At 71.1% G+C, this 12,663-nt stretch carries 6 protein-coding genes; 1 reads left to right on the forward strand and 5 read right to left on the reverse strand.

The features are described from left to right. The 5 genes from JGS39_RS27605 to JGS39_RS27625 form a co-directional block, all read right to left on the reverse strand. Positions 1–5,003: non-ribosomal peptide synthetase (locus JGS39_RS27605; protein WP_219572312.1), on the reverse strand; the 5,003-nt coding region annotated here is incomplete at its 3' end. 132 nt (positions 5,004–5,135) lie between these two features. Continuing rightward, complete coding sequence (locus JGS39_RS27610) at positions 5,136–5,420, reverse strand: acyl carrier protein (protein ID WP_219572313.1); 285 nt, start codon at positions 5,418–5,420, stop codon at positions 5,136–5,138. Positions 5,421–5,422: 2 nt separating this feature from the next. After that, entirely contained in the window at positions 5,423–7,177 is a 1,755-nt protein-coding gene (locus JGS39_RS27615; RefSeq protein ID WP_219572314.1) for an acyl-CoA dehydrogenase family protein, read from the reverse strand. Then, positions 7,174–9,087 (reverse strand): acyl-CoA dehydrogenase family protein, encoded by a 1,914-nt coding sequence (locus JGS39_RS27620; protein WP_219572315.1) that lies wholly within the window; start codon positions 9,085–9,087, stop codon positions 7,174–7,176. Before JGS39_RS27620 ends, JGS39_RS27615 begins: the two co-directional genes overlap by 4 nt. 85 nt (positions 9,088–9,172) lie before the next feature. After that, on the reverse strand, positions 9,173–10,948 hold the full coding sequence (locus tag JGS39_RS27625) for a fatty acyl-AMP ligase (RefSeq protein WP_219572316.1): 1,776 nt from the start codon (positions 10,946–10,948) through the stop codon (positions 9,173–9,175). A gap of 330 nt (positions 10,949–11,278) precedes the next feature. On the opposite strand from JGS39_RS27625, the gene JGS39_RS27630 reads away from it, so the two are divergent. After that, positions 11,279–12,663 (forward strand): condensation domain-containing protein (locus JGS39_RS27630; RefSeq protein WP_236065819.1); only part of this gene is annotated, 1,385 nt, incomplete at its 3' end.

Raw genomic sequence — 12,663 nt, forward strand, 5'->3', positions numbered from 1 at the left:
TCGGTGAGCAGGTTGGTCAGTGCGCTGCGGGAGACGACGACACCCTTGGGGCGGCCGGTCGATCCGGAGGTGTAGAGCACGTACGCGGCCGTGTTCCCGGTGGTCGGGGAGGCGGGCGGCAGTGGTGTGGTGGAACGCCGGTTGTTCAGGGAGGTGAAGAGTGTCTGGTCCAGGACCAGGACGGGGTCGGTTTCGGCCTGCATGAATTCGACGCGGTCGGTGGGGAAGTCCAGGTCGATGGGCAGGTAGGCGGCGCCGGTCTTGAGGACGGCGAGGAGTGCGACCACGAGTTCGGTGGAGCGGGGCAGTGCCACCGCGATGAACTTCTCCGGCCTGGCTCCGTGCTCCATCAGGACGCGGGCCAGGCGGTCCGCCCAGGCGTCCAACTCCCGGTAGGTCAGGCGGGTGTCCTCGAAGACCAGGGCCACAGCGTCCGGGGTGGCGGCCGCCTGGGCTTCGAACAGCCCCACCACATCGGCATCAGCGGTACCGGCTGCCGGGACGGCTCCCGTTCCCCACTCCTCAAGGACCCGGACCCGCTCGGCCTCGGCCAGGACAGAGAGTCGGGAGACGGGTGTCGTCACGTCGGCGAGGAGTTGTTCCACCACGAACCGGAACCGCTCCGAGACCTGCTCGGCATAGGTCGTGTCGACCAGGTCGGGCCGGTAGTCGAGGCGGAAGGCCATGCGGTCGCCCGGAACGGCCGCGAGGCCGAGGGCGTAGTGGGTGCCGCCACGGATCTCGGCTCCCACGACGGTCAGGCCACCGTCATCGGCGAGGGTGTTGATCGTGGCCCGGTCCAGGGGGAAGTTCTCGAAGACGGTCAGAGTGTCGAACAACTCACCCGCACCCACCGCCTGCTGAATCTCAGTCAGACCGATGTGCTGGTGCTCCACCAGTTCGGCCTGCTCGTCCTGCAGCCGCCGCAGGAAGTCCCCCACCGGCTCGGCCGGGCGCAGCGCGGCCCGCAGGGGCAGGGTGTTGACGAAGAGGCCCACCATCGATTCGGCCCCGTGCAGGCTGCCCGGGCGGCCCGCCGTCGTCACGCCGAAGACCACGTCGTCACGGCCCGTGAGGCGGCCGAGCACCACGGCCCAGGCGGCCTGGACGACGGTGTTGGGCGTGACGCCGACCGTGCGCGCGGTGCGCGCGAGCAGGGCCGTGGTCTCCTCGGACAGCGAGAACTCCACCCGCTTCTGGGCCGCCGGCGTGGCGCCGGGTACGGGAGCGGCCAGCCTGGTCGGCTCGTCCACTCCGGCCAGTGCCGCACTCCAGGCCTTGACCGCCTGGTCGCGGTCCTGGACGGCGAGCCAGTCCAGGTAGTCGCGGTAGGGGCGTACCTCCGGCAGCCCGGTGGCGTCCTGACCGGCCGGGCCGGCGGCGTACAGGGCGAGTACGTCACGCACGACGAGTGGCAGGGACCAGCCGTCCAGAATGATGTGGTGGTTGGTCAGCACCAAGACCGTCCGGTCCGGGGTCAGCCGGACCAGGGTGAGCCTGACGAGCGGCGGGCGGGACAGGTCGAAGCGGGTCCAGCGGTCCTCGTCGAGGAGGGCCTCGCAGGCGGCTTCGCGCTCCGGTTCGGCCCGGTCGGTGAGGTCTACCTCGCGCCACGGAGCCCGCGCCTCGGCGGCGAGCACGGCGAGGGCCCGGCCGGATTCGCTCTGGTGGAAGCCCGCGCGCAGGCTCGCATGCCGGGTGAGGACCGTGTCGGTCGCGGCGCGCAGGGCGGCCGGGTCGAGGGTGCCCCTGAACTCCAGGACCAGCTGGGCGTTGTAGTAGTCCAGGCCCGTGGTGTCGAACTGGTGGTGGAAGTACAGGCCTTCCTGGAGCGGCGTGAGCGGAAGGACGTCCACCGCGCCGGGCACCGCCTCCCGCGCCTGCGCCAGATCGGCCGGAGTGATGCCCAGGTCCGCGGGGGCGGCCGGGGTCTCGTCGGGGCGGTCGGCCACGGTCAGGACGCCTGCCAGACCGGCCACCGTCCTGTGCCGGAAGACGTCGCGTGCCGTGAACAGCAGGCCGGCCCGGCGGGCGCGGGCCACGAGGCGGGTGGCCATGATGCTGTCGCCGCCCCGCTCGAAGAAGTTGTCGTCGATGCTCAGCGCGGCGGCCCCGAGGATCTCCGCAGCCAGTGCGCACAGGGTGTCCTCCTGCGCGGTGCGGGGGCCGCGGCCCTGCGTGTCGCCTGTCCCGTACTCCGGGGCGGGCAGGGCCCTGCGGTCGAGCTTGCCGTTCGGGGTGAGCGGCAGTGCGGGCAGCGTCACGAAGCCGGCCGGGACCATGTAGTCGGGCAGGGAAGCCGCAAGGTGGGCGCGGAGCTCGTCCGTACCGGCATCCGCGTCCCCGGTGCCGTCAGCCGGCACCAGGTAGGCCACCAGCCGGCGGTCGCCCGGCCTGTCCTCGCGAACGATCACCGCGGCCCTTCCGACTGCCGGGTGCCGGAGCAGCACCGACTCGATCTCGCCGAGCTCGATGCGGAAGCCGCGCAGCTTGACCTGGTCGTCGGCGCGCCGCTCGTACATCAGCTGTCCGTCGGCGGTCCATCGCACGAGGTCGCCGGTGCGGTACATCCGGGTGCCCGGGGCGCCGAACGGGTCGGCGACGAAGCGCTCGGCGGTGAGGTCGGGGCGGCCGCGGTAGCCGCGGGCGAGGCCGGATCCGGCGATGTACAGGTCGCCGGGAACGCCCGCCGGTACGGGGTGCAGCGCGTGATCCAGCACGTACACACGGGTGTTGAGGACGGGGCGGCCGATCGACACGGCGGCGTCCGCGGTGACGGTGGCGGCGGTGGACCAGACGGTGGTCTCGGTGGGGCCGTACAGGTTCGTCACCGACACCGCGTGCCCGGTGAGCGTGCGGGCCAGCTCGGTGGGCAGCGCCTCGCCGCCCACCAGGACCCGCAGGCCCGTGAGTGCGGTGGCGTCCTCCGCCGCGAGGGCGTGCCAGAGGCTGGGGGTGGCCTGCATGACCGTGGCCCCGGTGTGCCGGATCAGCGCGCCGAGCGCCTCGACATCCCGTACGGCATCGCGGTCCGCGACGACGGCGGCGGCGCCCGACAGCAGGGGGAGGTAGAGCTCGAGGCCGGCGATGTCGAAGCCGAGGGTCGTAACGGCGAGCAGCCGGTCGTGTTCCGTGAGGGGGATCCGGTCCTGCATCGCCGCAAGGAAGTTGTCGAGCGCCGCGCGGGTCACCTCGACACCCTTGGGCCGCCCGGTGGAGCCGGAGGTGTAGATCACGTACGCCGGGTGATCGCCCCGTACCCCGGCGGTCCGTTCGCCCTGCGTCAGGTCGGCGGTGGGCAGCGCGCCCGTACGCACCTGGTCGAGCAGGATTCGCTCGACACCGGTGGCCGGCATCCTGTCCGCGAGCTCGTCGCAGGTCAGCAGGAGGGACGGCCGTGCGTCGTCGAGGACGTACGCGATGCGGTCCGTGGGGTATTCGGGGTCCACCGGCAGGTAGGCGGCGCCGGTCTTGAGGACCGCGAGGAGGGCCACGACCAGGTCGGTGGAGCGGGGCAGGGCGACGGCCACGTACTGCTCGGGGCCGACACCCCGGCCGGTCAGCAGGCGGGCCAACTGGTTCGCGCGGGCGTTGAGTTCGCCGTACGTGAGCCGGCTCTCGCGGTGGAGGACCGCGACGGCGTCCGGGGCGGTCCGGGCGCGAGCTTCGAAGAGCTCGGGCAGCGAGGCACCGGGCAGCGGGCGCCCGGTGTCGTTCCACTGCTCCAGGACACGCTCCCGCTCGCTCTCGCCGAGCAGGCCGATGGCGCTCAGGGGAGCGCTCGGGTCGGCGGCGAGCGCGGTCAGGAAGGCGATGAACCGGTCCTGGTGGGAGGCGAGTTCGGCCTCGGTGTAGAGCGCCGGATTGCCGTCGAAGTCGAGCCGGACGCCCTCGTCCCCCATGGGGTCACCGAAGGACGTCACGGACAGGTCCCTGACGGGGCCGGTCGACAGCGGGTGCATGACGGTGCCGAGGCCGCCGAAGGAGATCTCCTGGCCGAAGGACATGGCGTTGACCATGACCGAGGACAGGCCACCGGTTCCGCCGGACAGGTTCAGCTCGCGGTGCAGGTCCTCGCCGCGGTACCGCTGGTGCCGCAGCGCGCCGTTGACCTGGGCGGTCGCCTGGCGCACCAGATCCGCCAGACTCAGGCCCGGGGCCACGGTGAACCGCAGCGGAACCTCGTTGGCGAGCATCGCGGGGGTAGTGAGGGCGAGGGCGTCGGCGCGCGCGGTCATCGGCAGGCCGACCACCACGTCGGCGGTCGAGGTCAGACGGTGGGTGTAAGCGGCGACCGCGGCGACGAGGACGAGCGACCAGCGGCCCGATCCGCGCAGCCCGGCCAGCTGTCCGGAGGTCAGCCGCACGCTGCGGCGCAGGGGCTTCGGCGACGGCTCGGCGGTGCGGCCGGTGAGCGTCGAGGATTCGGGAGTCTCCCCGAAGAGGTCCAGCCAGTACGTGCGGTCCTTGTCGTGCTGGGCCGAGGCGCGGTACTGGGCGTCCTTGCCGAGGAGTTCGGCCAGCGGCCGGATCCGGGTGGGTGCGGGCTCCTGGCCGGCCGCGAGCGCCGTGTACGTGTGGGCGAGCCGGCGGAGGTACAGGGTCTGCCCGTAGCCGTCGAGTACGAGGTGATGGTGCCGGAAGTAGAAGAGGGTCCGGTCGTCGCCGAGCTCGAAGAGGGCATGGGTGTACAACTGCCCGGCCCGCGGGTCCGCCGGGACGGACAGGTCGTCGTCCATCCACGCGCGGGCGGCCGCGTCCGGGTCGGCCGCGGTGCTCACGTCCACGAACCGCACCGGCACCTCGCCCGCGGGCTCGACGATCTGGTGCGGCTCGTCGCCGTCGTCGTCGAAGCGGGCGCGCAGGGCGTCGGTCTCGGCGACGGTGCGGCGCACGGCCTCGGCCAGCAGGGCGTGGTCGATCCGTCCGTCGATGCGGAAGCAGGTGGCACAGTTGTACAGCGGGCTGTCCGGAGCCAACTGCTGTGCGACCCAGATCCCCATCTGCGCCGCGGAGACAGCCTGACGAACCGACCCATGCTCTGACACTGAATACCTACTCACGTTTCTCTGCGGACGAGCTTGTGTGCTGTGGGGGATCGGGGACCCGGCCGGCCGGTGGCCGCTGCCGCGGGATCAGGCCGCGTGGGCCAGTTCGGCGCGGATGACCTCGACGAGGGCGTTGAGCGTGGGCGCGTCCCACATGACGGTGGGCTCGAGCGTCAGCCCCAGGTGCTCCTCGATCTCGGTGACCACGGTCAGCGCGTAGAGCGAGTCGAGGCCGTAGTTGGCCAGCGGGACGTCGGGGTCGATCTCCGCGGCCGGCAGCTGGACGTGCTCGGCTATGCGCTCCTTGAGCCAGCCGGTCAGCTCCTCGGGGGAGTGGTCCTGGTTGTTCTTCTCGATGATGGGGCTGGACATGGTCAGTTCTCCTTGGGAAGGCGATCGGCGAGCTGTCGTCTCACCAGACCGAAACTGGTCGAGGACTCGTAGCGCTCCAGCAGCTCGTCGAAGAGCCGCTGTTCGAGAGGGCCGGGCAGGTTCTCCGGCCGGGTGCCCGGACGCAGGGTGAGCCGGTTCAGGGCCGCCGCCGCCCAGGCGGGGTCGGCGAAGAACGGGTCCGGGTGGTGCTGGTTGTTGCGCCACAGTTCGACGCAGCTGGCACCCACCAGGACGTTGACGTAGCGGTGGGTGAGGTCGTAGCTGGCGGAGCTCGCCGCGACGGACAGCTCACTGGCCGGGATCGCGGCGCACTCCTCGGCGAGCAGGGCGAGCTCCGCCGTCAGCTGCTGTCCGACGCGATGGATCTCGCGCCGCTCGTGGTCCCGCCCGGTGATCGCGTCGAGACCCGGGGCGAGTGAACGGCTGAGCCGCTCACGCCCGCCGGCGCTGACGGTCAGCCGGTCGAAGGGGATGCCCGGCAGGTCGGCGTCCAGGCGGAAGAGGTCCGCCGGGGCGGCCGGGCCGTCCCGCCACGAACGCTTGGCGAGCAGCGAGAGCTGGGGCAGCAGAGAGACCTGGCAGGCAGCACGCGCGGCGTGTCCGAAGCCGGCCGGCTGGATGTCGCGCAGCAGCTTCTGGAAGATCGCGTTGTCGCCCTCGCGCATGTAGAAGTGCGCCCCGAGCAGCGTCGAAAGCCGGTGCATCGCGTCCATCAGCACCTTGGACACGAAGAACTTGACGGCCTGCGCGTAGATTCCCGTCTCGGCCGGTACCAGATGGATGGCCCGGGCGGCGACCGTCGAGAACGCCTCGCAGAGCAGCAGGTCGGCATGGACCCCGGCGAGGACCGAGCGCACCTGGGGGATGTCCGCGGCGGTACGCCCGTACAGCTTGCGGGACTTGAGGTGCCGCAGTGTGGTGCGAAGCCCGGTGTCCAGCATGCCGGTGAACATCGCCACCAGGGTGGTCCGGGTGATCTGGAAGGACTTCAGCGCGGTCTCCAGGCCGAGGCCCTGGCGGCCGACGACGGAGTCGGCGGGCAGCGGGCAGTCGTCGAACTCGACACCGCCGAGCTGCACGCCGCGCATGCCGACGCTGGGGAAGCGCGGCAGGTAGCGCATGCGGCCGTCCGGGATCCGGGACTTGTCCACCAGGATCTGGGAGTGGCTGCGCGGCCCCGGCCGGGCGTCGGTGCGCGCGAACATGACGACCGCGTCGGAGCGCTGGAGATTGGTGATGATCTCCTTGCGGCCGTTCAGGAGCAGCCCGTCGGGGCCCGGCATGGCCTCGAACTCGGTGCCGGCCATGTCGTTGCCGTGGGCCAGCTCGTGGTAGGCGACGGAGACCTTGCGGTTGTCGAGGAGCATCCCGGCGACCTGGCGGCAGTGCTCGTCGTTGCCGGCGGTCCAGATGTTGACCGAGGCGATGAAGGAGCTGACGCCGTAGCCGAGGCCCAGACACGGGTCGCGACGGTAGACGGAGCGCATGATCTCGATGAGTTCGTCGAGCCGGGTCAGCCGCCCGCCGTACTGGGGCGGTACGAACTCGGCGTTGAGCCCGTAGGCGTCGAGCGCCTGCTCACCGGCTGCGAACATCTCCGCCCGTTCGTCAGCGGCGAGGATCTGTGTGAAGCCGAGCGGGTTGCCCGGGTCCCGTGGGTCGCCGAAGAGACGCTCCATGGCGTCGGCGCGATGCGGAGCCACGGCGTCCGGAGCGGCGGGCAGCTGGGTCTTCATGAGGTACTCCCGGCCGTCTCGCCATCGGGGGTGGAGTCATCAGTGGTGGAGTCATCCGGGATGGAGCCGTCGGATGTGGCGCCGTCGGAGGTGGAGCTGCTGGATGTGGCGCGGTCCGAGGTGGCGCCGTCGGGGGTGGAGCTGCCGGATGTGGCGCCGTCAAGGGGGGAGGCGTCGGATGTGAAGCCGTCGGACGTGGAGCCGTCGAGCGTGGAACGGAGCGTGGGGACGGCCGGGCCGAACGCGTGCTCGGCGAGGCGGTCGTACGCTTCGGCGCCCGCCTCCTCCAGTGGGCTGCCGAGCCGGGTGAGGGCGGTGCGCAGGGTGGCCTGGAGCCAGAGCGCGTTGCGCCAGATCGTCGGGGACTGCGCGTCCCCCGCCGGCTGCGGGTTGTTCAGCCACAGTTGCAGGCAGGCCGTGGCGGCGAAGCACAACTCGTAGCGCTCGGCGAGGACGAACGCGGTGGGCGGTACGTCCTGCGGAGTCCGGCGCAGTTCCGCGAACTCGGTGTGCAGCGCGTCCGCGGCGGCCTCGACCTCCTCGGCGAGGACGACGACCTGCCGGGGCAGCAGCCCGCGCTCCGCCTGCTCGGCGATACGCGCCACGGCAGCGGGGAGGCTCTGCATCAGGCTGCTGCCGCGCATCGCCAGGAGGCTGAGTCCACCTGCCGTGAACTCCGTGGACGGTACGGAAAGGGATGTGGCGGCGGTGACGCCCGCCTCGTCGCAGCGGCCCCGGCGATAGGCCGCCGCGAGGAGCGGGAACTGGTCGATCAGGGCGTTCCGGTTGACCGCCGTGTTGCCGTCGAAGATCGCGACGACACGATGGTCGCGTTCCAGTTTGGCGAAGAGCCCGTCGGCGTACTCCTGGGTGAGGAAGCTCCTGACGCCGAGGAGTTCGGCGACCCGGTCGAGCACGTTCTGTGCCAGGTCGGGTATCAGCGCCTTGGCGACGGCGGAAACGACGCTCATCTCGCCGGGGAGCGCGTGCACGCTGCGGGCGGCCACCAGGCCCGTCGCCTCGGCGAGGAGCTGTGCGGCGTACACCTCGCCGATGATGCGGCGTACCCGGGGCAGATCGCCGAGCGTGCGCCCGTACAGCCTGCGGTTCCTGGCGTAGTCCACGCCGAGCCGCAGCGCGGTGTCGCCCGCCCCGAGAGACAGGGCGGTGCTGGCGGTGCGGGTGAGCTGCAGCGCCTTGAGCACCGTCTCGATGCCGGTACCCACCTCGCCCACCAGCGCCGAGCCGGGTATCAGCGCGTCATGGAAGGCGATGCCGCTGATGTCCGCGCCCCGGATGCCGTGGGTGGGGATCTTGGGCGGACAGCTGTACGCGTCAGCCGCCAGGCCGCGCTTGTCGACCAGGAACAGGCTGAACCCCCGGGGCCCGCCGGCGGGGTCCGTCCGGGCCAGGACACAGATGAACCCGCCCCGCGTGGCGTTGTTGATCAGCCACTTCTCACCGTTCAGCCGCCATCCGCCGTTCTCCGGGGTCGCGCTGAGTTCACCGGCGAGGAGGTCACTGCCGTGGGCGCGCTCGGTCAGCCCCCAGGACACGACGGCGCCGTCGGCGATCAGCGCGCCGAGCGCGGCGGCCTGGTCGGCGCCGCCCGCCACCCACACCGGTGCGGCGCCCAGGAACGTCTTGCCGTGCGCGACCGCGACGGTGAGGTCGCGGCGGGCCACCGTACGCAGCAGCTGCATCAGGTCCGTGTAGTCGCGCAGCTCGCCGCCGAACGCGGCCGGTACGTAGTGGTCGTTCAGCCCGAAGGCGTCGAGTACCCCGCACGCGGCGGCCGGGAACTCCTCCCGCTCGTCGAGACCGGCCAGATCGGCGGGCCGGAACGCGCCGTGTTCCTCGCCCGGTCTCCCGAGCAGCGCGTCCAGTGCGCCGGCAGCGGAGTGATGCACGTGCGGGGTCCCCCCGTTGTCCAGCGGGCTCATGGCCGGTGACGGCTCTGTCGACTCGGCCGGTGCCGTACCTTCACGTCGCATCTCACGCCTGCCGCGGGGCGAGTGCGCTGCTCAGCTGCCGGTCGGCCTCCACGTGGAGAGTGTTGAGCTCCCCGGCCCGGAACGCCTCGCGCATCGCCGCCCGCTGGATCTTGCCGCTTGTGGTGCGCTTGATGCCGCCGCGCCGCACCAGGACCACCGCGGACACCCGGGCGCCGAACTCGCGGGCCACCGTCTGCCGCATGTCCATGGCGAGCTTGCGCAGCACGTCCTCTGCGAGCCGGCCGCGGACCTCGTGGGTCACGACGAGCAGCTCCTCCTCACGGCCGTCCTCGCGGACGGTGCCGACGCCGAACACGGCACCGAACAGACCTTGCAGATCCTCGTGCTGGGCGCGCAGCTCGTGCTCGATGTCCTGGGGGTAGAGGTTGCGTCCCCGGACGATCAGCACCTCCTTGATACGTCCCGTCACATGGATCTCGCCGTCGTGCAGGACGCCCAGGTCGCCGGAGCGCAGATAGCCGCCCTGCCCGTCCGCGGTCTCGGCCCGGAAGGTGGCCTCCGTGGCCTCCGGGTTCTCCCAGTAGCCCAGGGCGACGCTGGGCCCGCGCAGCCAGATCTCGCCGATGCGGCCCTGCGGCAGCACCTCGCGGGTCGCCGGGTCGACGATCCGTACCGTGTAGTCGTGCGGGGTGCCGCAGGCGACCACGGACCTGCCGGGACGGTCCGCCCCGACGGGTTCGAACACGTGCCGTTCCAGGCCCTCGGTGTCGACGTGCCGCACCACCGGCTCACGGTCACCGGCGCCCGAGATGAACACGGTCGCCTCGGCCATGCCGTAGCACGGGGTCAGGACCTCGGGCCGGAAGCCGGCGCCGGCGAACCGCTCGGCGAACCCGCTGAGCGTGGAGGCCTGTACGGGCTCCGAGCCGTTCGGCGCGAACCTCCAGCGTGACAGGTCGATCCCCGCGAGCTGCTCGTCGGTGATCTGCCGTGTGCACAGTTCGTACGCGAAGTTGGGCGCCGCCGACCAGTGGAGGTCGTACTCGTCCACCATCCGCAGCCACCAGTGCGGCCGCTTGAGGAACGTGGTCGGGGCCATCAGGGTGCATGAGCCGCCGAGGATCAGCGGGGGCAGCAGAATCCCCATCAGACCCATGTCGTGGTAGTGGGGGATCCAGGAACCGAACCGGGTGCGCTCGTCCAGGCCGAAGGACCGCCGCAGGCCGTCCACGTTGTGCAGCAGATTGCCGTGGGTGATCATGACTCCCTTCGGCTCGCCCGTGGAGCCGGAGGTGTACTGGAGCAACGCGAGGGTTTCATGGCCGAGTTCGGGCGCCACCCACTCGCCCGGCGCGGTCAGCTCCGCGAGGTCCGTCCGGAGGCAGTCGGCCCGGAACGAGTCCTGACCGTCCGCCCAGGCCAGCACGTCGTCGTGGGCCTCGCCGTTGGTGAGGACCAGCGAGACACCGGCGTTCCTGGCGATGGAGGTGACCCGCTCGCGCTGATGCCGGTACTGGCCGGGCAGGGGTGCGGGCACCGCGACCACTCCGGCGTACAGGCAGCCGAGAAACGCGACGGCGAAGTCGATTCCCTCGGGATACAGCAGAAGGGCGCGGTCACCGACCGTCAGCCGGCGCTGGAGCTCCACCGCAATTCGCTGCGCCTCGGTGTCGAGTTCCGCATAGGAAACGGTTTGGCTTCCCTTTTCTGTGGACAGTTCTCGTACGAATGCGACGGCAGGATCCCCGGGTCTGGACAACGCATTTGCTCGTACGGCCTCAGTAACACTCGAAAGACCCACGAAACCAATGGACATTGACCACTCCCAGTATGCGGCGCGCGACAGATTCCATCCGGCTGCGGAACATAGCCCGGAGCTTCACGGACAGTCAACAGAACTTCACGGCGTGACGACCCCCTGACCTCTTACGCGGTGCGCATGGGTCATCACGGAACGTTCAACTTTCCGGGGTTCCTGCCCTGTTGCGCCAGCACGCGGGAGTCGCCGACGGAGAAGCGGCATTGCTTATTTGGGCCGCGATATTCAGCCTGACCTTAATCCGGTGACAGGATGCGCGGCCCGGTGTTGAATACGTCTGCCCAGCAACTGCTGGAACGTCTTTAAGGCACAGCTTTAAGTCGGAAAATGAGAGGTCCAGGAGTGAAGCAGACGGGGCTCGAAGCGATTCTTCCGCTGACTCCGCTCCAAGAAGGCCTCCTGTTCCACTGCCTTTATGACTTGGACGCCCAGGATGTCTATGTGTCCCAGCACGTACTCGACATCGAAGGCGACCTGAACACCGGTGCGCTGCGCTCCGCCGCCGAGGCGCTCATGGCCCGGCACGCCACCCTGCGCGTGGGATTCCGCCACCAGGGCCTGGCCAGGCCCGTGCAGATCGTGCCCCGTTCCGTACCGGCCCCCTGGCAGGAAGCCGACCTCACAGGCGACCCCGACGAGGCCACCCGGACGGTGCGCGCCGACGAGCTGCTCCGCGAGGACCGCGAGAGGCGTTTCGACCTCGCCGCCCCGCCCCTGGTGCGGTTCACCCTGATCCGCCTCGGCGAGCAGCGGTTCCGGTTCTCGATGACGTTCCATCACCTGCTGGTGGACGGCTGGTCGTTGTCCGTCGTCCTGCACGAGCTGTTCGCGCTGTACGCCAACGAGGGCGACGCCGGGGCGCTGCCGCCCGTCACGCCCTACCGCCAGTTCCTCGGCTGGCTCGCCGCCCAGGACCGGGACGGTGCCCGCACGGCGTGGGCCGAAGCCCTGGCCGGCTTCGACGAGCCGTCGCTGGTGGCGCCCCGGCAGACGGTCGAGGCACCGGCCGCCGCGCCTCGCCGGGTCACCTTCGGCCTGAGCGAGGAGTCGACCAAGGCGCTCACCGCCCGGGCCCGCGCACACGGGCTGACCCTCAACACCCTGGTGCAGGGCGCGTGGTCGGTCCTGCTGTCCAAGCTGACCGGCCGGGACGACGTGGCGTTCGGCGCCACCGTGTCCGGCCGGCCCCCGGAGATCCCCGGCATCGAGAGCATGGTCGGCCTCTTCATCAACACCGTGCCCGTACGCATGCGCCTCACCCCGGCCGAGAGCACCGCCCGGATGCTCGACCGCCTCCAGCACGCGCAGGCCGGACTGATCCCGCACCAGCACCTGGGGCTCACCGACATCCAGCAGGCGGCGGGCGCCACCGAACTGTTCGACACGATCGTCGTCTTCGAGAACTACCCGTACGACGCGGGCCGGTTGACCGCGTCGTCGTCGGGAGAGCCAGTCGACAGCACCTCCTCCGCGGTGCGCATTGTCGGCCAGCACACCAGCGACCAGGCCCACTACCCGCTCGCTCTGATCGCCCTGCCCGGCGACACCCTGCGGTTCCGGCTGGACTGCCGGCCCGACCTGTTCGACCGGTCCACGGCTGTGGTGTGGGGCGAGCGGTTCGTGCGGGTGCTGGAGGGGCTGCTCGCGGAGCCGGGTCGTGGGATCGGGGCGGTGCCGGTCCTGTCGGGTGACGAGCGGGACGCGGTGGTCGA

Origin of the sequence: Streptomyces poriferorum, from assembly GCF_019399235.1 — a bacterium.
GTDB lineage: Bacteria > Actinomycetota > Actinomycetes > Streptomycetales > Streptomycetaceae > Streptomyces > Streptomyces poriferorum.